This is a genomic window from Flavobacterium sp. 9AF, assembly GCF_902506265.1.
Classification (GTDB): Bacteria; Bacteroidota; Bacteroidia; order Flavobacteriales; family Flavobacteriaceae; genus Flavobacterium.
Window position 1 is genome coordinate 2891843 of the sequence record NZ_LR733556.1, and the last position, 24708, is coordinate 2916550.

General features: G+C 28.9%; 24 protein-coding genes. 10 read left to right on the forward strand and 14 right to left on the reverse strand.

What is annotated here, in order from left to right:
* Window positions 1-10: 10 nt before the first annotated feature.
* The 8 genes from rimK to HALO113_RS13200 form a co-directional block, all read right to left on the reverse strand.
* A complete protein-coding gene (gene rimK / locus HALO113_RS13165; protein WP_159779463.1) occupies window positions 11-1381 on the reverse strand; it encodes a 30S ribosomal protein S6--L-glutamate ligase in 1371 nt (456 codons plus the stop codon).
* A gap of 61 nt (window positions 1382-1442) precedes the next feature.
* Window positions 1443-1940: a hypothetical protein gene (locus HALO113_RS13170; RefSeq protein ID WP_159779464.1), complete on the reverse strand. Its 498-nt coding sequence runs from the start codon at window positions 1938-1940 to the stop codon at window positions 1443-1445.
* 71 nt (window positions 1941-2011) lie between these two features.
* Window positions 2012-3016, reverse strand: coding sequence for a T9SS type A sorting domain-containing protein (locus HALO113_RS13175; RefSeq protein WP_159779465.1), 1005 nt, complete (start codon window positions 3014-3016; stop codon window positions 2012-2014).
* Between the two features lie 12 nt (window positions 3017-3028).
* Window positions 3029-3703 (reverse strand): hypothetical protein, encoded by a 675-nt coding sequence (locus tag HALO113_RS13180; protein ID WP_159779466.1) that lies wholly within the window; start codon window positions 3701-3703, stop codon window positions 3029-3031.
* A complete protein-coding gene (locus HALO113_RS13185) occupies window positions 3704-4423 on the reverse strand; it encodes an intradiol ring-cleavage dioxygenase (RefSeq protein WP_159779467.1) in 720 nt (239 codons plus the stop codon).
* A 91-nt stretch (window positions 4424-4514) separates the two neighbouring features.
* Window positions 4515-5210, reverse strand: coding sequence for a LytTR family DNA-binding domain-containing protein (locus tag HALO113_RS13190; RefSeq protein ID WP_159779468.1), 696 nt, complete (start codon window positions 5208-5210; stop codon window positions 4515-4517).
* On the reverse strand, window positions 5207-6223 hold the full coding sequence (locus HALO113_RS13195; RefSeq protein ID WP_159779469.1) for a sensor histidine kinase: 1017 nt from the start codon (window positions 6221-6223) through the stop codon (window positions 5207-5209). The genes HALO113_RS13190 and HALO113_RS13195 overlap by 4 nt, the downstream gene beginning before the upstream one ends.
* A 25-nt stretch (window positions 6224-6248) precedes the next feature.
* Window positions 6249-8795 (reverse strand): ATP-dependent Clp protease ATP-binding subunit, encoded by a 2547-nt coding sequence (locus HALO113_RS13200; protein WP_159779470.1) that lies wholly within the window; start codon window positions 8793-8795, stop codon window positions 6249-6251.
* Between the two features lie 252 nt (window positions 8796-9047).
* Between HALO113_RS13200 and gyrA the strand changes: the two genes are divergently transcribed.
* Window positions 9048-11582, forward strand: a complete 2535-nt coding sequence (gyrA, locus tag HALO113_RS13205) for a DNA gyrase subunit A (RefSeq protein ID WP_159779471.1) — start codon at window positions 9048-9050, stop codon at window positions 11580-11582.
* A gap of 66 nt (window positions 11583-11648) precedes the next feature.
* On the forward strand, window positions 11649-12755 hold the full coding sequence (locus HALO113_RS13210) for a hypothetical protein (RefSeq protein ID WP_159779472.1): 1107 nt from the start codon (window positions 11649-11651) through the stop codon (window positions 12753-12755).
* Window positions 12756-12806: 51 nt separating this feature from the next.
* On the opposite strand, the gene HALO113_RS13215 is transcribed toward HALO113_RS13210, so the two are convergent.
* Both HALO113_RS13215 and HALO113_RS13220 read right to left on the reverse strand, forming a co-directional pair.
* The gene (locus tag HALO113_RS13215) at window positions 12807-13925 is read right to left on the reverse strand and encodes a GTP cyclohydrolase (RefSeq protein WP_159779473.1); all 1119 of its coding nucleotides are present in this window, start codon (window positions 13923-13925) and stop codon (window positions 12807-12809) included.
* A 1-nt stretch (window position 13926) separates the two neighbouring features.
* On the reverse strand, window positions 13927-14895 hold the full coding sequence (locus tag HALO113_RS13220; protein ID WP_159779474.1) for a transporter: 969 nt from the start codon (window positions 14893-14895) through the stop codon (window positions 13927-13929).
* Window positions 14896-15002: 107 nt separating this feature from the next.
* On the opposite strand from HALO113_RS13220, the gene HALO113_RS13225 reads away from it, so the two are divergent.
* From HALO113_RS13225 to HALO113_RS13240, 4 genes are all read left to right on the forward strand, one after another.
* Window positions 15003-15278 (forward strand): DUF4834 family protein, encoded by a 276-nt coding sequence (locus HALO113_RS13225; protein WP_159779475.1) that lies wholly within the window; start codon window positions 15003-15005, stop codon window positions 15276-15278.
* Window positions 15279-15371: 93 nt separating this feature from the next.
* The gene (locus HALO113_RS13230; RefSeq protein WP_159779476.1) at window positions 15372-17852 is read left to right on the forward strand and encodes a YfhO family protein; all 2481 of its coding nucleotides are present in this window, start codon (window positions 15372-15374) and stop codon (window positions 17850-17852) included.
* 4 nt (window positions 17853-17856) lie between these two features.
* Window positions 17857-19143 carry a glycosyltransferase family 4 protein gene (locus HALO113_RS13235; protein ID WP_159779617.1) on the forward strand — a complete coding sequence of 429 codons (1287 nt, stop codon included), beginning with the start codon at window positions 17857-17859 and terminating at the stop codon, window positions 19141-19143.
* Between the two features lie 7 nt (window positions 19144-19150).
* Entirely contained in the window at window positions 19151-20611 is a 1461-nt protein-coding gene (locus HALO113_RS13240) for a lipopolysaccharide biosynthesis protein (RefSeq protein ID WP_159779477.1), read from the forward strand.
* Window positions 20612-20700: 89 nt separating this feature from the next.
* Here HALO113_RS13240 and HALO113_RS13245 read toward each other — a convergent pair whose 3' ends face one another.
* The 3 genes from HALO113_RS13245 to HALO113_RS13255 form a co-directional block, all read right to left on the reverse strand.
* Window positions 20701-21372, reverse strand: a complete 672-nt coding sequence (locus HALO113_RS13245; protein ID WP_159779478.1) for a hypothetical protein — start codon at window positions 21370-21372, stop codon at window positions 20701-20703.
* Between the two features lie 193 nt (window positions 21373-21565).
* Complete coding sequence (locus HALO113_RS13250) at window positions 21566-21892, reverse strand: CCC motif membrane protein (protein ID WP_159779479.1); 327 nt, start codon at window positions 21890-21892, stop codon at window positions 21566-21568.
* A gap of 33 nt (window positions 21893-21925) precedes the next feature.
* Complete coding sequence (locus tag HALO113_RS13255) at window positions 21926-22201, reverse strand: DUF2752 domain-containing protein (RefSeq protein ID WP_159779480.1); 276 nt, start codon at window positions 22199-22201, stop codon at window positions 21926-21928.
* 91 nt (window positions 22202-22292) lie between these two features.
* Between HALO113_RS13255 and HALO113_RS13260 the strand changes: the two genes are divergently transcribed.
* The gene (locus HALO113_RS13260; RefSeq protein WP_159779481.1) at window positions 22293-22478 is read left to right on the forward strand and encodes a hypothetical protein; all 186 of its coding nucleotides are present in this window, start codon (window positions 22293-22295) and stop codon (window positions 22476-22478) included.
* Complete coding sequence (locus HALO113_RS13265; RefSeq protein ID WP_159779482.1) at window positions 22471-23028, forward strand: Smr/MutS family protein; 558 nt, start codon at window positions 22471-22473, stop codon at window positions 23026-23028. The genes HALO113_RS13260 and HALO113_RS13265 overlap by 8 nt, the downstream gene beginning before the upstream one ends.
* Here the strand turns inward: HALO113_RS13265 and HALO113_RS13270 are convergent.
* Complete coding sequence (locus HALO113_RS13270; RefSeq protein WP_159779483.1) at window positions 23025-23633, reverse strand: hypothetical protein; 609 nt, start codon at window positions 23631-23633, stop codon at window positions 23025-23027. The two genes, HALO113_RS13265 and HALO113_RS13270, sit on opposite strands and share 4 nt — an antisense overlap.
* 89 nt (window positions 23634-23722) lie before the next feature.
* On the opposite strand from HALO113_RS13270, the gene HALO113_RS13275 reads away from it, so the two are divergent.
* Window positions 23723-24280: a YeeE/YedE family protein gene (locus tag HALO113_RS13275; protein ID WP_159779484.1), complete on the forward strand. Its 558-nt coding sequence runs from the start codon at window positions 23723-23725 to the stop codon at window positions 24278-24280.
* A gap of 1 nt (window position 24281) precedes the next feature.
* The gene (locus tag HALO113_RS13280; RefSeq protein ID WP_159779485.1) at window positions 24282-24695 is read left to right on the forward strand and encodes a DUF6691 family protein; all 414 of its coding nucleotides are present in this window, start codon (window positions 24282-24284) and stop codon (window positions 24693-24695) included.
* Window positions 24696-24708 lie beyond the last annotated feature (13 nt).

A 24708-nucleotide genomic window follows, 5' to 3' on the forward strand; every position in this document is an offset into this window, starting at 1 on the left:
TTTAATTATATTATTTCCATTTAAAGTTTTTTTCTATTGCTTTTATCATTTCGCCAGCAATATCTTTGTTTGTTGCACCTTCAATGCCTTCAAGACCAGGAGAAGAATTAACTTCTAATAATAAAGGCCCCTTACTTGAACGAATAATATCGACACCAGCAACTTTTAAATCCATTGCTTTTGCAGCTTTTATAGCAATTTTCTTTTCTTCCGAAGTAACTTTGACTACTGAAGCCGAACCACCCATGTGAATATTTGCTCTAAATTCTCCAGGAGCAGCTTCTCTTTGCATAGCAGCAACCACTTTGCCATCTACAACAAATAGGCGCAAATCTTTTCCATTGGCTTCTTTAATAAATTCTTGAACTAATATATTGGCATTTAAGCTTTTAAATGCATTGATAACTGATTCCGCTGCTTTTTTGGTTTCAGCTAAAACCACTCCTTTTCCTTGGGTGCCTTCGAGCAATTTTACAATTAAAGGAGAACCTCCTACCATTTTAATTAAGTCGTCTGTATCTAAAGGAGAATTTGCAAAACCAGTAGTAGGAATGTCTATTCCATTATTTAATAATAATTGTAGAGAGAATAATTTATCTCTAGATTGAGTAATGGCTGCAGCGCTATTTAAAGCAAAAACTTTTAAGGCTTCAAATTGACGGGTTAACGCACAGCCATAATAAGTCATACTAGGTCGAATTCTAGGAATAACTGCATCAAAATCATTTAAAATTTTGCCGCCTCTATAATGTATTTCAGGATTATCTGCATCGAGTTTCATATAGCAATATTTTAAATTTAAAAAATGCATTTCATGACCTCTTAATTCTCCTGCTTCAATAATTCTTTTATTACTATATAATTCGGGATTACTTGCCAAAACACCAATTCTTAAGCCTTTTTTCTCCGTTGAATTGTCAAAATAAAGTTCTTTTAGTTTTTCATTAGAAGGCTGTCCCAATAAATATTTTTTTTCAGGATCTACAAGTATTCTACCAGACATGGCTTCTCTTCCCAAGAGCATTCGAAATCCCATAGAATCTCTATTAGTAAGTGTAAGTTGTACTTCCCATTTTTTTTCACCAATTTCTAGTGTAGTTTTGATGACAAATCTTCTTTCTCTGTAGCCACTTGAACTTTTTACAATTCTTTGGTCTACTAGCTCAGCCTCACAATTGATAATAGTTTTCGCATTGTTTTGGATAGGATTAATATCAAATTTAACCCAATCTTTTCCTTCTTTTTGAAAAGTCTTTAAGTTTGTGGCATGTAAAGCAGATGTTTTTGCTCCAGAATCTATTCTTGCTTTTATAGTTGGAATTCCTAAAGTAGGGAAGGAACACCATTCTTCGCTACCGATAATTGTTTTTTGTATAGACATAAATATTTAAAAAACTAAGATAATAAAATTTGAAACAAAAGGATATGTTTTTTCTTCAAATTTAATTGTTTTCTAAATAACAAATTGACAAATTGGATTGGAAAGGAAACATTAAAGTTTGAAAGTTATTGTCTTTTTCAGTTTCTACACTTATTAGATAGCTATTATTTATTGTGTCTAAGAGTATTAACAAGGGCGAGTAAAAAGTAATTCCTATTTTGTGTTTAGAAATATCAGTAATATCTGTATTTATTATATCAAGTTGAAAATTGGTAAATGGGAAATAATTATTTCCTAATATGTCTGTAACTCTATGGAAATTATTTTTTAATTGATCGACATACCCTTGAGCTGCAATTCCTATTAAGAAATTTAATTGTGAAGCTTTTTCATTTTCACTTAATAATTCCCTGTAGGTTAATAAAGGTTTGTTTTTGTTGTTAAATAATTGATTTTGAAGTATGTATTCTTTGTATGTGTCTTCAAAAACATATTTATCCCACAAATAATTTGAGGAATGATCAATTATTATTCTATAAGCAAGTCTAATTTTTTTCATTCTAATTAATTTATAAATAAAGAGATTTAAGTTCTATTTTTAAATCTCTTTATTTTAACCCTGATGATTTATTATTGAATTATCATCTTTTTTGTTTGCTCAAAAATTCCTCCTTCATTAGTTACTTTAACTTTATAAAAATAATTTCCGCTACTTAAACTACTTATATCTAAAAATAAGTTATTATTTCCTAAAAGTAATTGCTCATTAGCTAATGGAGTATAAATTATTTTACCGTTGATATCTAAAACTTGAACAGTAACTTGGCTATTGTTTTTTAAATGAATGGGTATTGTTATTTTATCTTTAGCAGGATTAGGATAGCTTTGTTTTATGATGAATTCTTGGGTTGCAAATTCATTGCTACCAAGAGTGCCAGCAGCTACGTATATGGTATGAGTTAATATAAAACCTGTTGATACACTACCACTAACAGTTGCCATTTCATTAGTTACACCATCTGAAAAAACATTGTCAGTAGCATTGTAAGTATATCCAGTCATGCCTTTGGTATATCCGTAAGAAGTTGCCGCATTAGCTAAAACAACCGCGCTGTTTGCACTTTCAGGAAAAGCAATTTGAGTTACTAATAAAGAATTTCCAGAATTGTCATAAATATGAACATGAATATGTGTTGCTCTACTGGTATACCAACCAGGAAAAATGGATGTGAAACTAACAAAGCCATTTGAATCTGTAAATTGACGTCCTCTTAAAAAAGTATTATTTGTGTAATTGGTTGATTGCATTGCTGTTCCACCATATTGTGAGTAATTGCCATCTTTATCACAATGCCAAATATCAACAATAGCATTTTCTAAAGGAACACAATTTGCATCTACATTATTAATGGTGAGATTAATTGTAAATGCTATACCTGTTCTATCACCAATCATGTTTGTTCTTACTAAAGAAGAAGGAGTAATAGTAGGAAATGGCCCTGCTGTTTCACTATTGGTAGTTGAACATGTAAATAAATCATCATTTACCTTTGAATTGGATTTTAATAAACTTGGAGCTATCATTGTTACACCTAAAAATCCGATGCTGTTTTTAAAGAAATCTTTTCTATCCATTTTTTTTATAATTTAAGTTTTTAATTCTAATAATATAAGTAGTGCGTCATTTGTTAATGATTCAAACTCCGCATTTTCGATATCCCATATCAATAATGCATCTTTATCTTCTAATAATCTATTTTGAAATTCAAATGCTCCATTTATTACAAAAGCAAATAATGAGTTTGTTTTGTTTTCTAAATAATAATTATCATCTGTTCTTAAACTGTATTTACCAATTGAAACAGTTATTTTTTGATTTTCAAATGTTTTGGTAAGTTGATTAGATATACTGAAATCTAGATTTATTGTTTCGATACTGTTTGAAGTGGAACAGAAATTCAGCTTGAAATAAATAAAACTTACAAGTTCATCTTCAAAAGGATTTATTATTGAAAATGTATTATATTTTTTAATATCGATTATTTTTAATTGATTTACAGGAATAAACTCAACACTTTCATCAGACTTTTTTAGATTAACTGCTCCCACCAAAGGAAATATAAAAAGCATACAATCATTTTCAAAAAAATAAAGTTTCTCTTTTTTGGGAGCAAGTGTTTCTTCTGTGAAATCACTTAATAAAATTTGGTTATCTGAATTATAATTTCTATCAATTTTTGAAGTTAGACTTCTGAAATTTGAAGTTTCATCAAGACTTCTCATGTTTGATTTAATAATTATTGATGGATGCTGTTTTATCATTTAGCCTGCTACTTTTATGGTATGTGTTAATTCAAAACCTGAACTAATTGAACCTGTTATTGATGCCATTTCATTAGTTACTCCATCTGAGAAAACATTGTCGGAAGCATTATAAGTATAACCAGACATTCCTTTGGTATAACCGTAATTTGAAGCCGAATTTACTTGTTCAACAGCACTATTTGATCCTTCAGGAAAAGCAATTTGAGTCACAAGCAGAGAGCTTCCTGCACTATTATAAATATGTACATGTATGTGTGTGGCTCTGCTCGTGTACCAACCAGGAAAAATAGAAGTAAATGCTACAACACCATTCGTGTTTGTCGTTTGCCTCCCTCTTAAAAATGTATTGTTAGTATAATCTGAACTTTGCATAGTTGTACCACCATATTGAGAATAATTACCATCTTTGTCGCAATGCCAAATATCTACAATTGCATCTGCTAAAGGATTACAAGAGTTATTGGTATTTTGTATTGTAATTGTTATAGATAAAGGTATTCCTGTTCGATCTCCAACAATATTTGTTCTCACTAAACCGGAAGGTGTTATTGTTGGAAACGGACCAGCTGTTTCAGAGTTTGTAACAGTACAATTAGTATCGTTGTTGTTTGTATCAGAAGATATTATATCATCATCTTTACTACAACCTTTTAATGCAGGAAGAGCAATAGTTACACCAGCAATTCCTAATCCTTTTAAAAAATCTTTTCTATTCATACCTAAAAATTTATGATTATAGATAAAGATACTTTGAGGATTTTTTTTAAAAAAAGAATTGAGGTTAACTCCTTATTAATTGAGGTGAATTTTATTTTTTTGTTAAATTATTTAACAATGTTTTATATGTGTGACCAATTGGTATAATTAAATCTCCAATTTCAATGGTTTTATTACTTATTGATTTTATCTTATTTATGGGTACAATATAGGTTCGATGTACTCTTATGAAATAATTAATGGGTAAAATTTCTAAAAAAGCTTTCATTGTATATCGTGTAACAATTTTTGTTGCATTTGTTAGATGAATTTTTATATAATCATCTAAGCCTTCAATTAGCAAAATTTCATCAATATTTATTTTATGTAGTTTATAATCAGCTCTTATTGAAATATAGTTATCATCATTTAGATTTATATTTTTATCAATTGTTAAGCTTTTTTTTACTTTTTCAATTGCAATCTGAAAACGTTCTTTGCTAATGGGTTTTAGTAAATAATCAGTTGCATTTATATTAAATCCTTCTAGTGCATACTCACTATAAGCAGTTACAAATACTAATTGAGGCTTAATTTTTAAAGAATTGTAAAATTCGAACCCAGTTTTATTAGGCATTTCTATATCTAAAAAGATCAAATCTACAGGGAATTTATTTAAATATTTTAAAGCTTCATTCTGACTTGTGAATGTTTTTTTTAAATCTAAAGAATCAATTTCATTAGCGTAGGCTGAAATAACTTTTAAAGCTAAAGGTTCGTCATCTATTGCAATTGCTTTAATTGTCATTCTAGTTCAATTTTAAGATTAATATGATAAGTCATATTATCATTATTAATAGTTAATGTGTGTTTTTTTGGGTACATCAATTGTAACCTTAATATAGTGTTTTTAGTACCAATGGATGTTTTAAGGCGTTCATCTATTTGATTTACAATATCATTTTTTATATCCAAAGTAATAAGATTTTCATTAATTAATATAAAACCTTCAATTTTACTTTTTCGATCAGGATTTATGCCATATTTGAAAGCATTTTCAATAAATGAAATAAAAATTAAAGGGCTGATGCGATTATTCTTAAAGTTACCAATAAATTTAAAATGAATAGTTTCTTGTGTGCTACGAAGTTTTTGTAAATCTATGTAATCCTTAATATGATTTATTTCGTCTTCTAAAGGCACAAAATCATTATTACTCTCTGAAACAGTATATCTAAATATATTAGAAAGCTTAAGTATTCCTTCTTGAGCATTTTTAATGTCAAATAAAGTTAGTGCATATATATTGTTTAATGTATTAAATAAAAAATGAGGATTAATTTGCGATTTCAGTTGTGAAATTTCTGCATTCCTCTTTTGAATTTGTATTTCAGAAATTCTTTCGTTCTGCTTTATAAAATAGCTAACAGAAAGAGTTAATAGAAAGGGAAAAAATTTTTGAAAATCAAAGATTTTAGGATTATCAATAAATCTTAAATCAGCGTTTAAGTTTCTAGTAAATGATTTTTCAGTTGGTAAAATGAATTCTGGCAGATACCAATATATTAAAAAACAAACAAGTATCGTTAAATAATATAAATACCACTTATTCGTTTTATATATTTTCGGAATAAATAGATAATGATTTAAAAAAAAAATAGGAATAAGTAAAGAAGAGCTTAATATATTTCTTTGAAAAGGAGGAATGTTAATTAATTTTAAAATTCCTTCATTTACATCAGGTGAACCAATTATTGGGATTAATAATAAAGTGAACGAAAAAAATATATTAGTTAAAATGGCTAATTTTTTCTTATTCATAACTGAGAATTATAAAAAAAACCTACTATTTAGTAGGTTTTTCTGATTTATTAATTGTAATGGTGAGTTCATTACTTGTTTCATCTAAATCCATGAAAATTTGATCCCCTTCATGAATTTTTGAAGTTATAATTTCTTCTGCTAATGCATCTTCAACATATTTTTGTATGGCTCTTTTTAAAGGTCTAGCACCAAATTGTTTGTCAAACCCTTTATCAGCGATATAATCTTTAGCTTTTTCAGATAGTTTTAAATCATATCCTAAATCTTTGATTCTTAGATATAATTTGTCCATTTCTATATCAATAATTAAATCAATATCCTCTTTCTCTAAAGCATTAAAAACGATTACATCATCTATACGATTTAAGAATTCAGGAGCAAATGCTTTTTTTAGCGCATTTTCAATAATACCTTTAGAGTGCTCATCAGCTTGTGATGTTTTAGCCGCTGTTCCAAATCCTACTCCTTGTCCAAAATCTTTTAGTTGACGCGCACCCACGTTAGAAGTCATAATGATTATTGTGTTTCTAAAATCAATTTTTCTTCCTAAACTATCAGTTAGGTGTCCATCATCAAGAACTTGAAGCATCATATTAAATACATCGGGATGCGCTTTTTCAATTTCATCTAGAAGCACTACACAATATGGTTTTCTTCTGACTTTTTCAGTTAATTGACCACCTTCTTCATAACCTACATATCCTGGAGGTGCACCCACTAATCTTGAAATGGCAAATTTTTCCATATATTCACTCATATCTATACGGATTAAAGCATCTTCAGAATCAAAAAGTTCTTTTGCTAAAACTTTTGCTAATTGCGTTTTACCCACACCTGTTTGGCCTAAAAAGATAAATGAACCAATCGGTTTATTTGGATCTTTTAATCCTGCTCTATTTCTTTGAATGGCTTTGGCAATTTTTTCAACTGCATCATTTTGGCCAATTACTTTGCCTTTAATTAATTCTGGAAGCTTTGCTAATTTATTACTTTCAGTTTGTGCAATTCTATTCACAGGAATGCCTGTCATCATAGAAACCACATCTGCCACATTGTCTTCTGTTACTGTAACTCTATTGTTCTTTGCATCTTCTTCCCATTGTTCTTGTGCAATAGCTAATTCTTTTTCAATTCGTTTTTCATCGTCTCTTAACTTAGCAGCTTCTTCATACTTTTGTTTTTTTACAACCGTGTTTTTTAATTCTCTAACATCTTCTAATTGTTTTTCTAATTCTAGAATTTGTTTTGGAACATCAATATTCACGATATGTACTCTTGAACCTGCTTCATCCAATGCGTCAATAGCTTTGTCTGGAAGAAAGCGATCCGTCATGTAACGATTTGTCAGTTTTACACAAGCTTCAATTGCTTCATGAGTATAAGTTACATTATGATGATCTTCATATTTCCCTTTAATATTATTAAGAATAGTAATAGTTTCTTCAACAGATGTAGGTTCCACAATTACTTTTTGAAAGCGTCTTTCTAAAGCGCCATCTTTTTCAATGTATTGGCGGTATTCATCTAAAGTGGTAGCGCCTACACATTGAATTTCTCCTCTTGCTAAAGCGGGTTTAAACATGTTTGAAGCGTCAAGAGAACCAGTAGCTCCACCAGCTCCTACAATGGTATGAATTTCATCAATAAAAAGAATGATATCATCATTTTTTTCAAGTTCATTCATTACTGCTTTCATTCGCTCTTCAAACTGTCCTCTATATTTGGTTCCTGCGACTAAACTGGCTAAATCAAGTGTTACGACTCTTTTATTAAATAAAATTCGAGAAACTTTTTTCTTTACAATTCGTAAAGCTAATCCTTCTGCAATGGCTGATTTACCTACACCAGGTTCACCGATTAATAAAGGATTATTTTTCTTTCTTCTACTTAAAATTTGTGAAACCCTTTCGATTTCTTTTTCTCTTCCTACAACAGGATCAAGTTTGCCTTCTTCTGCCATTTCAGTCAAATCACGACCAAAATTATCTAGAACAGGAGTTTTAGATTTTTTATTAGTTTTATTTCCAGAGGTAGGATTGTTGAAACCACTATCTCTAGCACCATCCTCTTGCCCAGATTCATCATTGAATTCTGCTTTCGGTATGTCTTCTGAATAATCATTTTCGTTTGTTATCATAGCTGTATATTGATCTTTAATCAATTCGTAATCTAATTTTAGTTTGTTTAAAAGTTTTGTTGTTGGGTCATTTTCATTACGCAAAATACACAACAATAGATGAGCAGTGCTAATAGTATTACTATTATATAATTTAGCTTCTAAAAATGTAGTTTTTAAAGCTCTTTCTGCTTGACGAGTAAGATGAAGATTTTTTTTATCATTATTTTGAGTAGAAACAGTACTTGCTGGACTTAATACCTCTACTTTTTTTCTTAGATAATCAAAATCAACTGCAAGATTGTTTAAAATTGTCATTGCTTTTCCTTGTCCTTCTCTAAGTAAACCAAGAATAAGATGTTCAGTGCCAATAAAATCGTGCCCTAATCGTAAAGCTTCTTCTTTACTATAAGAAATAACATCTTTAACCCTTGGTGAAAAATTATCGTCCATATGTTAGAAATTGTATTTGTAAATATACTAAGATATCAACTAATAAGCAAAAAATATGCCTTTAATAGAATGATTAGCTAATTGACAAAAAAAAAATGACAAAAAAAAATTCTTGTCAGGTCATTTGAGATGTTTTTTTAAGAAATAATTGTTAATAAATCATTTAAATTTATCCTTTAAAACAAGAGTAAAAATTGTAAAAAGCCGTATATTGGCGCGTTAAAGAAAAAATATAATTTTAATATAAAACTTATGTCTGAAGGAGAAAAATTAATTCCTATTAACATTGAAGATGAAATGAAATCAGCTTACATTGATTATTCAATGTCAGTTATTGTATCAAGAGCGCTTCCAGATGTTAGAGATGGTTTAAAACCTGTACATCGAAGAGTATTATTTGGTATGCATGAATTAGGAATTAGATCCAATAGTGCTTATAAAAAATCAGCAAGGATTGTTGGAGAAGTATTAGGTAAATACCACCCTCATGGAGATACATCTGTATATGACGCAATGGTGCGTATGGCTCAAGAATGGAGCTTAAGATATTTAATGGTTGATGGTCAAGGTAACTTTGGTTCTGTTGATGGAGATAGCCCTGCAGCAATGCGTTATACAGAAGCAAGAATGCGTAAAATATCTGAGGACATGTTGGCAGATATTGAAAAAGAAACGGTTGATTTTCAATTGAATTTCGATGATTCATTAGAAGAACCGAAGGTATTACCAACAAAAGTACCTACATTGCTTATCAACGGTGCCTCAGGAATTGCTGTTGGTATGGCAACTAATATGCCTCCTCATAATATTACAGAAGTTATTAATGGAACTTTAGCTTATATTGATAATAATGACATCGAAGTTGATGAATTAATGCAGTATGTTAAAGCACCAGATTTTCCAACAGGAGGAGTTATCTATGGGTATGAAGGTGTAAGAGAGGCGTTTAAAACAGGTAGAGGACGTATTGTAATGCGTGCAAAAGCTAATTTTGAAGAATCAAATAATAGAGAAGCCATAATTGTTACTGAAATTCCATACCAAGTAAATAAAGCTGATATGATTAAAAAGACAGCTGACTTGGTTAATGAAAAGAGAATAGAAGGAATTTCTGCTATCCGAGATGAATCGGATAGAAATGGAATGCGTATTGTTTATGAATTAAAAAGAGATGCAGTACCAAACGTAGTTTTAAATACACTGTTTAAATATACTCAATTACAGTCCTCTTTTAGTGTAAATAATATTGCATTAGTTAATGGAAGGCCTGAATTATTAAATTTAAAAGATTTAATCCATTATTTCGTTGAGCATAGGCATGAAGTGGTGGTAAGAAGAGCGCAATATGAATTAAGAAAAGCTGAGGAAAGAGCGCATATTTTAGAAGGGTTAATTATTGCTTCTGATAATATAGATGAAGTTATTGCGTTAATACGTTCATCAAAAGATGGTGAAGAAGCAAGAGAAAAATTAATTGAGCGTTTTAAATTAACCGAAATCCAAGCGCGTGCCATTGTTGAGATGCGTTTGCGTCAATTAACTGGTCTTGAACAGGACAAGTTAAGAGCGGAATACGAAGAAATTATGAAGTTAATTAATGGTTTAAAAGAATTATTAGCAAGTAAAGACTTGAGAATGGAGCTTATCAAAACCGAATTAATTGAAATGAAAGATAAGTATGGTGATGATAGACGTTCAGTAATTGAATATTCTGGAGGAGATGTAAGTATAGAAGATTTAATTGCTGACGAACAAGTTGTGGTTACAATTTCACATGCGGGTTATATTAAACGTACTTCTTTAACGGAATACAAAACACAAAATAGAGGAGGAGTAGGACAAAAAAGTGCCGCTACAAGAGATCAAGATTTCTTAGAACATTTGTTTGTAGCTACAAATCATCAATATTTGATGTATTTCACGCAAAAAGGGAAATGTTATTGGATGCGTGTTTTTGAAATTCCAGAAGGGACCAAAGCAAGTAAAGGTAGAGCAATTCAAAATCTAATTAATATTGAACCAGATGATAAAGTGAAAGCTTTCATTTGTACGCAAGATTTAAAAGATGAAGAGTACATCAACAGTCATTTTGTCATTATGGCTACTAAAAAAGGTCAGGTTAAGAAAACGCCTTTAGAGCAATATTCTAGACCGCGTCAAAATGGTATTAATGCGATTACTATTAAAGAAGACGATGAACTATTAGAAGCAAAATTGACTACAGGAAACAGCCAAGTTTTAATAGCTGTAAAATCGGGTAAATTAGTTCGTTTTGAGGAAAGTAAAACTAGACCTATGGGAAGAACGGCTTCTGGAGTAAGAGGTATTACATTAGCCGATGAAAAAGATGAAGTTATAGGAATGGTTTCAATTGATGAAAGTCATATCAATGATTCTCAAATTTTAGTAGTTACTGAAAATGGTTATGGTAAGCGTACCAAATTAGTAGATGATGATGGAGAAGATGTATATAGAATTACTAATCGTGGAGGTAAAGGAGTTAAAACGCTAAATATTACTGAAAAAACAGGAGCTCTTATTGCAATAAATGCTGTAACGGATGAAGATGATTTAATGATTATTAATAAATCTGGATTAACCATCAGAATGGAAATTTCCGATTTGCGTGTGATGGGTAGAGCAACTCAAGGTGTACGATTGATAAATTTAAAAGGAAATGACTCAATAGCAGCAGTTACTAAAGTACTAAGAGAGGAGTCTGAGGAAGATTCTGAAAATTCTGGTACAGATTTTGATTCGGTAGATGATAATGAAACAAACGAATAGAAAATAAAAACCCAAAATAATTTTGGGTTTTTTATTGAACAATAAACTATAAAAAAGATTAGAAAAATGAAACAATTATTTTTGGGTGTTGCCACCCTTATTTCAATGTCTGCTTTTAGCCAAAAAGATGAATTGAAAACATTAAAAAAAATTTATAGCAAAGACGCTATTACAACCGAAGATTTATCAAGTTATAAGGATGCATCTGATAAATTAAACAATCTCGCTTCTTCTGATGCAGACAAAGTGTATGCAAAACTATTCAAAGTAATTTACCCGGCTGTTGAATATGAAGCAAAAGGAGCAAAAGCTACATTAGAAGATAAAACAAAATTGCTAAATCCAGATTTTTTAGCAGATTATGGTAGTATTCTTGATAAGACTATTGAATATGAACAAAAATCAGGTAAAAAGTTACTTTTAGATGATTTAATTAAAGATAAAAATGAGTTTAGAGATTTTTTATATGGTTCAGCTACAAGATTATATCAAGAGTCTAGCTATAGAGAAGCTTCTCTAATGTTTCATAATTTATATGTTTTTGATCCTAAGAATGAAGGAATTGCTCTTAATAATTCTGCGGAATTAGCTGTACAAGCTCAAGATTATCTTTTAGCAGAAAAATTTTTCGAAGATTTGAAAACGAGTGATTACTTAAAAAATGGTGTCGATTATTATGCAACTCCATTGACTACGGGCGAGGAAATTTTATATCCTGAAAAAGCAGAAAGAGATAGACAAGTTCAGTTAGGTGTTGCTAGTAATCCAAGAGATGTAAAAATGGCTACAAGAAAGCCTGAAGTATATAAAATGATTGCTAGATTAGCATTGCAAAATAAGGATTATGAAAAAACGAAGAAAGCTTTAGAAGAAGCGAAACCTTTAAATCCAAACGACACTGATTTAATTGAAACAGAATTTCAACTTTACTTTACGTTAGGGTATGATTATCTTAAAAATGATAATAAATTAGTAGATGAAATTAATAAAAATGTTGGTGATACGGCTAAATATAATGAATTAATGGCGAAAAGAAAGGAAACTTTTAAATCTTCATTGTTTTATTTAGAAAAAGCTTATCAGCTAAAGCCTGAAGATGAAAACACTAAAATTTTATTGCGTTCTGCTTATGAAATCTTAGATATGAAAGATAAGGCAGCGAGTATAAAATAATTTAATCTATTTATGTAGAAATTATAAAAGAGTAGCAGATATGTTACTCTTTTATAATTTTTTACTATACGTTCTTCTGCGCTTTTTTACTGAGGTATCAAAATTTTTCCATAAATTATGAATGGCGTTATTTTCCTCAAGTTCGGGAGTTCTAACACAAGTGTGTATTCCTTTTGCTGTAAAAACTTTATAATATTCTTCAAAAATAATTGCAGTTATTCCTTTACTTTGATATTCAGGAGTTACACCTATTAAATAAAAAACGGCCTCTTTTGAATGTTTTCTAGCGTGTAATAAATGATAAAAACCAAAAGGAAATAATTTACCTTTCGCTTTTTTTAATGCATCACTAAAACCAGGCATTACTATAGCAAAAGCAACCATTTTATTGTCTTTATCTAGAATAAACTTAATGTATTCAGGATTGATAAAACCTATATATTTTTTCTTAAAATATTCCTTTTGAATTGGATTAATAGCTACAAAAGACTGTAATTTGGCATAAGTTTCATTAAACAAGTCAAACATTTCGTCTACATAAGGCATAATCTCTTTTGTCTTAGTAAAATTAATCGCTCTTAGTTGATAACGTTGTTTTACTAAGTTACTAATTTTTTTAAAAGGAGCGGGATCGATATTAGTAAAAGAAAAACTACTTTCAATATATTCTTTTTCTTTAGTTAAACCTAATTTTTCAAAGTGGTCTTTATAATAAGGCATATTATACCAAGTGACCATATTTCCCATTTCTTCAAACCCTTCTACTAAAACACCTACTTTGTCTAAATTTGAAAAACCAATCGGACCTTCAACCATTTCTAAATTATGTTGTCTACCTAAATCATAAACTTTTTCAAGTAAGGCTTTAGTAACTTCTATATCGTCTATAACATCAAACCATCCAAAACGAACTTTGCTTTTCTTTAGAATATTAACTTCATCCCAATTAATAATTGCGGCTATTTTACCAACTATTTTCCCCTCTTTATATGCCAAATAAAAATGTGCTTCGGCAGATTGAAAAGCTGGATTTTTTGTTTTATCAAATGTTTCTAATTCTTCAGAAATTATTGGTGGAATCCAATAAGGATTGTTTTTATATAATTCAAATGAAAATAAAATATATTCTTTTAAATCTTTTTTATTTTCAGCTTTTTTTATTGTAATCATTTTATTCTATTTCGACTTCGTCTTTACGTTTTTTCTTTTCTTTTTCTGCTTTCTTTTTCATCTTCTTATCCATTTTGCTACCCTTGTCTTTCTCAATTTTTACTTCTTTATAATTGGCATCAAAACGCCAAGAAAATCCTAAACCAGCATTAAATAAAGAAGGGCTATCTTTGATGTTTTTTCCTATAGAAGCATCAACCTGCATTTTATTATTTAACAAATAAGCTGCTCCTACTCTAAAAATACCATCGGAATAATAATCACCATTATAACCTTGATTTTCTACAAAACCAGACCATTTTTCGTTAAAACCTCTAGTAAGAGTAATAATATAATTGATTGATGCAAAGTCAGATGCTATTTTATCATACATAATATTGGTAACAAAAACCCATCTAGTTCCAAAATGATTTTGTGCAATAAGCATTACTTTTGGGCTTACTGTAGTTTCTTTTACATAGCTTGGTGCATAATTAAAAGGATTGTCTGAAAAATTCAAATTAATTCCAGCATAAATACCTACAGCAGGAATAAATTGTCTCCATTTAAATCGGTGATTTGCTTTCCAACTGTATAAATTAGGTTTTTCTTCATAATTTTTAAAAGGATCATAAATTAAATATTTAGCTCCAAGTAAAGTCTTTTTTAAAGCAGAACGATTTTTACTCTCAAAAGTAGAGTTATACTTATCATTTTGGTACTGTAACTCAGCTATAAATTCTAGTTCTTCAAAAAATAATCCCCATCTTAAATCAAAATCAACTAAAAAACCGTTAGCATCATACTTTAAGGATGCATGGTCTTCATTCTGATAGTTTAATCCTGTTTCTAATTGAACAATTGATTTACCTACAGAAAATGCCATCATCGATTTTCCAGGACGATTAGAATTTATTTCATCTGTAAATTGTGCATATTGGGCTTGATATACAAACAAAATTAAGAAAACTAAAATTTTAGAATATTTCATGTTGCTAATATTTAGGTCAAAAATAGTATTTTTATAATAATTTTAAGAAAGATTACTGTGCTTTTATCTACTAATAAACGTAAATTTGAATTTTAAATTGAATTAGGATGGAAACAGCAGGTTTGACAAACATTTTTAGAACGGTTGGAGCTATAGTTTTATTTTATTACTTGTTTAAATTTTTGTTCCGCATATTTGCACCAATATTGATGCGTACCGCAGTGAATAAATTGCAACAAAAAATGCAAGATCAAATGAATCAACAATTTGGGCAACAATCAAATTATAATAATCAATCTAATGCTCAAAATAACGAGCCTAAAAAAATGCCTAAAGAAAAGAATATAGTAGGTGAGTATGTAGATTTTGAAGAAATTGAGTAGAATTAGAATTAACTTATATAGTTATTAAAGGATATTATTGCAATATCCTTTTTTTATTTACCTTAGCGTTTTTATTTTTGATTTTATTTACCAATGAAAAAAATACAACCTTTATTTCCACACCTTTTAGCTATTTTAGGCTTTATTTTAGTTGCTGTTATTTATTTTTATCCCGTTTTAGAAGGGAAAAAAATATACCAATCTGATATTGCACAATATACAGGTATGGCTAAAGAGCAAAATGATTTTAGAAAGGAGAATGAAACGGAACCTTATTGGACTAATAGTGCTTTTGGAGGAATGCCAACGTATCAATTGGGAGCTAATTATCCCCACAATTATGTTAAAAAATTAGATTCAGTTTTACGTTTTTTACCTCGTCCTGCAGATTATTTGTTTTTATATTTCATTGGATTTTATATACTTTTATTGGTATTAAAAATAGATCCTTTAAAAGCATTTTTTGGTGCTTTAGCTTTTGGTTTATCCACTTATCTAATTATAATTCTTGGTGTAGGACATAATGCAAAAGCTCATGCAATAGCCTATATGCCTATGGTTGTTGCAGGCGTTTTATTAGTTTTTCAAAGGAAATATGTGTTAGGTGGATTATTAACTTTAATAGCTGCAGCATTAGAAATACAAGCAAACCACTTTCAAATGACCTATTACTTATTATTTTTATTGCTAATAATAGGTGTTTTTTATGTTTATCAATTCATCAAAGAAAAAGCGGTTAAAGAATTGTTTAAAATTATAGGAATCTTTATTGTCGCAGGATTATTAGCAATAGGTGCCAATGCCAGTAATCTCTTAGCAACTTCTGAATTTACCGACTATAGCATAAGAGGTAAAAGTGAATTATCTTTTAATGATGATGGTTCCAAAAATGAAACTAATTCATCTATGAAATACGACTATATAACTGAATATAGTTATGGAATTGGCGAAAGTTTAAATTTAGTTGCACCAAGATTATTTGGTGGTGGAAATAGTGAAACTTTAGATGAAAAATCTTCTCTATATCGATTTTTAATAAATTATGGTGCTTCGCATGAAGAAGCAATTCAAACAGTTAAATACTATGGTAAAACGTATTGGGGTGAGCAACCAATAGTTGCAGCTCCTGCTTATATTGGAGCCATCATTTTCTTCTTAGCTGTTTTAGCTTTATTTAATGATAAACGAAAGATAAAATATGTTTTTTTATCAGGAGCTATACTCTCTTTGTTATTATCATGGGGTAAAAATTTTGATTTTTTAACTCGTTTCTTTGTGGATTATGTACCTTTATATGATAAGTTTAGAGCAGTTTCATCCATTCAAGTTATTTTAGAATTATGTTTACCCGTTTTAGCCTTAATGGGATTGCATTCATTTTTTACAACTGAAAAGAAAGAACAATTACAAAATGTATTCAAATCTGTTGGCGTAAGTTTAGGATTGTTAATTATATTGTTGCTATTTAAAGGAATTTTATTTGATTTTTCAGGATCAATTGATGGACAATTATTGCAAATGTTTTCTGAAGGTCAAGATCCATCCTTTGGTAACGGATTTATTGATGCTTTAAGAGAAGATAGAAAATCAATGTATGTAAATGGTATTTTGCGTTCTGGAGGATTTATTTTAGCTGTAGCAATTGCTTTATGGATGTTTATAAAAGATAAAATATCAGTAGTTACAACCGTTATAATTGTAGGTGGGTTAATGGTTTTAGATTTGTTTGTAATTGATAAAAATTACGTTAATAGTAAAGATTTTGTGAGTGCAAGAGAGGTTGATTATCCATTTGAAGCTAATGAAATTGATAATCAAATTCTAAAAGATACTTCAGTTTATAGAGTTTATGATATTCAAGGACGCTTACAAGCTAAAACTTCTTATTTTCATAAATCTGTTGGCGGTTATAGTGCAGTTCGTCCAAGAAGAATGGATGAATTATTTACATATAAAGTTGAAAAAGATTTAAACAGAATTGGAGGGTCTATAGACTCAACATTACATATTACTAAGAGCAATGCTATATTGGATATGTTAAATATAAAATATCTTGTTGTACCCACAGGTAAAGGAGAAATAGCTGTTACTAATCCTTTTGTGAATGGTAATGCTTGGTTTGTAGAAAAAATTGATTTGGTCAATTCTGCAGATGAAGAAATGAAAGCCTTAGATAGTTTGGATACTAAAAATATTGCTGTAATGAATGTTAAAACTAATGAATATAAAGGTAATATTTCAAAAGATTCTACAGCTACAATTAAATTAAAAACTTATCAACCTAATTATTTAAAGTATATATCTAATAATTCAAAAAATGGTTTCGGAGTATTTTCTGAGATGTATTATAAAAACGGTTGGAAAGCAACAATAGATGGAAAAGAATCTCAAATATATAATGTAAATTATGTGTTAAGAGGTTTGTCTATTCCTGCTGGAAAACATACTATTGAGTTTAAATTTGAACCAAAAGTAGTTCAGACAGGAAGTAGAATTGCATTATTTTCAACCATTGGAATTGTTCTTTTACTGATGGCTGGAATGTATTTGGAATTTAAAAAAACGAACAATTAAACCCATAAAAAAAATACTTGTTATAACTTATTATTGGCCTCCAGCTGGTGGACCAGGAGTGCAACGTTGGCTAAAATTTGTAAAATACTTACCAGATTTTGGTATTGAACCACATGTATATATTCCTGAAAACCCAACGTATCCATTGCAAGATGATAAATTAATAAAAAATGTTTCAGAGAATACGATTATTGTAAAAAATAAAATTTTTGAACCTTACGGATTAGCTTCCATTTTTTCTAAAAATAAAGCAAAGAAAATAAGTTCTGGAATTATTCCGAATCAAAAAAAACAATCTGTAATTGAAAAATTTTTGCTATGGGTAAGAGGAAATTTATTTATTCCAGATGCTAGAGTTTTTTGGGTGAAACCATCGGTTCGTTATTTAAAAGACTATCTTAAAGAGCATCAAATAGATACTGTTATTACAACTGGACCACCACATAGTTTACATCTTATTGGGTTGCAATTAAAAAAAGAAGTAAAAATGAATTGGCTAACCGATTTTCGAGATCCTTGGACGACAATTGGTTACCATAAACAATTAAAATTAAGTTCTTGGGCTGCCAAAAAACATAAAAAATTAGAACAAGAAGTTTTACAAACTTGCGATGCCGTCATTGTAACCTCTGAAAATACAAAAAATGAATTTCTGAGAATAACTAATAAACCTATTGAAGTGATTACTAATGGATATGATGTTGAGAAAATCATTAAAAAACCTTTAGATAGCCAATTTAGCTTAGCACATATAGGTTCTTTTCTTTCAGAAAGAAACCCACAAATTTTATGGGAAAGTTTAGCCGAATTAATAACAGAAAACCAGCTTTTTGCTACCTGTTTTGAATTAAAATTAATGGGTGCTGTTAGTAATGAAGTTTTAGAGAGTATTTCAAAATATAAATTAGCCAATTATGTAAATAATAAAGGTTATATTTCTCATGAAGAAGCTTTACAAGAGCAGAGATGTTCTCAAGTCTTGTTATTAATCGAAATTGATTCTGAGGAAACCAAATGTATTATTCCCGGAAAATTATTTGAATATATGGTTTCAGAAAGACCTATTATTGCTATTGGACCACAGGAAACAGATTTTGAAAGAATTATTAAATCGACAAATACAGGTACGTTCTTTAATTATCAAGATAAAGAAGCTTTGAAAAATCAAATTTTAAATTACTTCAATGCTTATTTAGAAAATAGTTTAAAAACTTTTCCTGTAGGATTGCAACAATATAGTAGGAAGAGTTTAACTGAAAGACTTTCTAAATTTCTAATTTCTGAATTCTGATTTTATTATGGGAATCGTAGTCAATCAATCCATAAAAAATACTATTATAACTTATATTGGTTTTGCTATTGGTGCAGCTAATGCATTATATATGTATGTACATTTTTTAGGCGATGAATATTATGGATTAGTTGGATATATCTTATCATCAGCAAATATATTAATGCCTATAATGGCTTTTGGAGTACATAATACATTAGTAAAATATTTTAACGAATATAAAACAGAAGAAGAAAAGTCTAAATTTTTGAGCTTTGTTTTATTCTTACCTTTATTAATAGTGATACCTTTATCCATACTAACTTTCTTAGGTTATAATGAGATTGCTACTATTTTGTCAAAAAAAAATAACATAGTTTATGATTATGTATGGCATATTCCTATTATTGGTTTGTCAATGGGTTATTTTGAAATTTTTTATGCTTGGGTGAAAGTGCATTTGCAATCTGTTTTTGGTAATTTTATCAAAGAAGTTTTATTGCGAATTTTAGTTACAATTAGTCTTATGGCTGTATATTTTAATTGGATTACACCTGTTCAGTTTATTTACACTTTAATGGGGATTTACCTTTTTGCCATGTTCTTAATGCAATGGTATGCTTTTAGGTTACAATTTCCTATTTTTTCTTTGCAACTTCCTCATAATACCAAAGCAATCATTACTTATAGTTTATTTATTATTTTAACTGGAGGTATTGCCAATTTATTCTTAGAAATAGATAAAGCTATGTTGAATAATTATGTTGAAATTGAAAATATTGCCTATTATTCTGTTGCTATTTTTATTGCTACTGTAATTGCTGTTCCTAGTAGAGCAATGCATCAAATTACTTATCCCATTACTGCAAAATTAATGAGTGAAAATAAGTTTGAAGAGCTTAATAATTTGTATAAAAAAACATCAATAACTCTTCAAATTATTGGAGGACTTATTTTTATTGGTATTCTATGTAATATAAATCAATTGTATCAATTATTACCTAGTGAATATGCAAGTGGAATTTTTGTTGTTTTTGCTATTGGAATGTCTAAATATTTTGATCTCATTTTAGGAAATAATAATGCTATTATTTTTAATTCTCAATATTATAGGACTGTACTTTTTTTAGGGGTTTTACTTGTTTTAATTACGATAGGACTTAATATGATTTTTATTCCTCTTTACGGACTAAAAGGAACAGCTTTTGCCACTTTATTATCAATTACACTATATAGTTTATCGAAATTATTATTTGTCGTGATAAAGATGAAATTATTTCCTTTTAGTATAAATACTTTAAAATCATTAGGTATATTATTACTTACTTTTTTACTTTTTTATTTTTGGGAATTTAGTTTACATCCAATAATTAGTATTTTTATCAAATCCATTTTGATCACTTCATTCTATTTAGGATTGACATATTATTTTTCACTTTCGATGGATATAAATACGGTTTTAAGAAAATTATTTAAAAAAATATTCTAAAAAGAAAAATCCTGTTTCACATTACTGATCCACAGGACTTTTAACAAACAAACTAAACCAACCAAAACTATTATGAAATTTTATTTAAATTATTTTTTATCGATGCCTTTAATATCATCTGTAGACATTTTTGCTTTTGTCCCATCTTGACGATAATAGTAGTAATCTTCATCGTTATTGTTGTAACCATTATCTGAATGATAATCATTATAGTTATCTGCTTGATAATGATTGTTGTTAGTAGTATAAGTATAATGACCACTATAACTATTTACTGTACCAACAATATCTATAATTCTACCTCTTCTATCGTAAATGATACGTAATCCACCTACTTGTGTAAGTGCAAAACTATTATAATTCATATATACAGAACCTACTCTTTTTACTCTACCTGTTGCATCATAGTTAATGAATACATTTCCCACTCTACGTACACGTCCCATATAATCATGCTCAACTTTTGTTCCAGTAGTACCATAGTATCCTCTTGAATTACCTCTCACTCCAGGAGCACCATGAGTTCTATTTAAATTATTTGACCTTGTGGTTTGAACCGTATTAAAATCAAATTCACCATTAGGAAAAACATAAAATTCAATTCCTCTTTCCATGAAAACTATCGGATCTGCATATCTATAATCTACAGGTGGATAATTTCTTTCAGTAGCATCATCATAAACCTTTTTATCAGATGCTTTAGCAGTATGCAAACTTAAAGTTAAAACTGCCATAACTAATACTTGAGTAATTTTTTTCATAACACATCAATTTAAGGTTAAACTTTCAACTTCGTTTTTTATTTAAAACTTGTTGCTTGATTTAGTATATCCAATTTGCGTGCCAAAAAATAAAAACTTTGTAAAGTTTTTTTTAATTATCTGATTTTTAGAATGTTGTTTAAAATAAAAAATCCAGCATAAAGCTGGATTTTTTTATTATAGTGCTCAATTTTTATCTTGAACTGTATTTTCTCATCATTTCTTCTTGCATTTCTTGAATTCCATCCATACCTAAAGTCGAGAATAGATAAATAGTGTATATTAGATAAAGAACATTTAATGCAATTCCAATGATACACAAAATTCGCCCAATATTCAAGTTATTGTAGTTTACATAAAGAGAAGGGTTTTCTTTGTACATTAATAAATCTTTTCGTGAAATTAAAAGACCTACAATACCAAGTATCAATCCTATAACTCCATAACAACAACAAGTTAAAATAGAAAAGATTCCTAAAATTAGTACGGCAGTAGCATTGGGTAATTTTTGATTTTCCATGTGTGAGTAATTTATTTGATTTATTTTAATTTACTAATAAAAATGTTTGTAGTAATAAGCCACTATCATTATTAAAGCATTAACAATTGCAGTCGATATTACTATTTTACTATAATTTCTAGATTTATCGATAAAATGAATGAATAGAAATGTAAAAAAAAGTAACGTGGTATATATAGCAGGATACATTTTGAATGCTCCAACAAAATCACCATGTAATAATAATACCAAGGAACGTTGTGTTCCGCATCCTAAACATTCTACTCCAAATAATGTTTTGCTTAAACAAGGCAGCATATATTCTTCCATAAATAGAAACTTTTTACAAGTTTACAAAAATTAAATTGTAAAAAAAATAGCTTCTCTACATTAGTTTTTTATATTTGAAAAAAGAATTAAAATGAAAAATCTTATTTTTAACCTATTGCTTTTTGCTTTAGGTATTTATGCTATTTATGAACAGTCGAAGCCAGAGCCAAATAAAATAATAATGTTTGTTGCTTTTGCATTATTTATGATTGGACTATTTAGAATTATGAAGAAAATTCCAAGTAAAAAAGATAAAGAAGATTTAGATAATGAATAACGATTTGAAAATAGGCGATAAAGTAGCTGTTTTAGATGATGCTATTGATGGAGTGGTTACCAAAATTAATCAAGGTGTTATTACAATTCATACGACAGATGATTTTGTAATAGAGTTTAAAGCAGAAGAATTGGTTAAAATTAATAAAGATTCTTTAACAAATTTATTTTCATCTAAAAGTGCATCACAGGTAATTTCTGAAAAAACGGAACCTAAAAAACGATCTTTTGTAAAAGAAAAAAAGTCTAGAAAAGATGATTTTGTGTTAGAAGTAGATTTGCATATAGAAAAGCTAGTTCCAACAGTGAAAGCAATGTCAAATTACGACATTCTAAATATACAAATAGATACTGCCAAAGGACAACTAGATTTTGCTATAAAAAATAGAATGCAAAAAATAGTTTTTATTCACGGAGTAGGGGAAGGTGTTTTAAAATCGGAGTTGGAATTTTTGTTACAACGCTATGAACAAGTCACTTTTCAAGAAGCAAGTTTTCAAAAATATGGTTTTGGAGCTACAGAAGTGTATATCAAGCAAAGTTCTTTTTAGTTTACATTTATTTTGTAATTTCCAAAATTATAACTTACAAAACTAAAAGAGTTGTCTGTACTTGTAAAATTGACATTGTTTAAAGTTATCGTATGTGTATGTGCTGTTATTTCATTGTTCTCAACAACTTCGTTCGTTTCAACTAAAATAGTTCCTCCAGTTGCGACCCATTCTTTTGAAACAGTAGGTGATGAAACAGGAATAGTAGCACAAACCGTATTATAAGATACGGTTCCAGAGTATTTTCTATAAATAATTTGATTATTACCACTAATTGTTATAGTGCGAGGTGTACCATTGGTAGGAGAAGCTACAAAAGTGGCATTATATACATTTTCGGGTATGCTTATTAATAGTAATTCATCATTATTTGTTTTAAACAATAAAAAGTTATCACTACATTTTTGAATAATTTGATTCTCAAAATTGAATGATTCTAAAGTAATGTCACCATCATCACATGACGAAAATGTAATGATTAATACAAAAAAAAGGAAAAAATTTCTCATTAAAAACAAGTATAATAAATAGGTAATACTAAGAGGAGTATATATAACAGTATAAATAATAGCCCATTTTATTTCAATTCTGAAATTTTGTAACATATAGTGTATAATTTGTATTCAAAATTAATATAAAATATGATAATTGAAATTAAATGATCCTATTTTTTATCTTTGTCAAAAAATAGACTATGGATTTTCTTTATGGAACGTGGCATTGGTCAATTTCTGGTTTTTTAATTGGAATTACGATGCTGTTATTAATATATTTTGGAAAAACATTTGGAATGTCATCAAACCTTAGAACCATTTGTACTATACTAGGTGCAAAAGGGAAATCTAATTATTTTAATTTTGATTGGAGAGAGCAAAAATGGAATTTAGCTGTGGTTTTAGGGGCTATTTTAGGTGGGTATTTCGCTACGCATTTTTTAAATGGTGATGACATACTTCAATTAAATGCTAAAACTTTAGAGCAATTAAAACTATTGCATATTGATTTGCCAAATGGTAAAATTGTTCCTGATGCAATTTTTAGTATAGATAAACTCTTTTCTTTTAAAGGATTCTTCGTTTTATTGTTAGGGGGTTTTCTTATTGGTTTTGGAACACCCTATGCAGGAGGTTGTACTTCTGGACATGCCATTACAGGATTAAGTAACTTACAATTACCCTCTTTAATTGCTGTAATAGGTTTTTTTATTGGTGGTTTGATTGCGACTTATTTTTTAATACCATTACTTTTTTAAAATGAAATTATTGCGATTTATTTTTGTTGGTTTTATTTTCGGAATTGTTTTGACTAAATCTGAAGCTATTTCTTGGTATAGGATATATGAAATGTTTCAATTTCAATCGTTTCATATGTATGGTATTATTTTTACTGCAATACTCACTGGAGTAGTAGGTATTCGATTCTTTAAAAAGAATGATATTAAGGATTATAAAGGATTGCCTATTGAAATTTTAGATAAAGAAAAAGCGAGGTTTAGGTATATAGTTGGAGGGATAATGTTTGGATTAGGTTGGGGTATTGTAGGTTGTTGTCCTGGTCCTATTTTTGTACTTATTGGAGCAGGTGTTGGAACAATTGGTGTGGTATTACTTGGTGCTTTAATTGGAAATTACATATACGGTATTTTAAAAGATAAAATTCCTCATTAGAAATATTTAAATT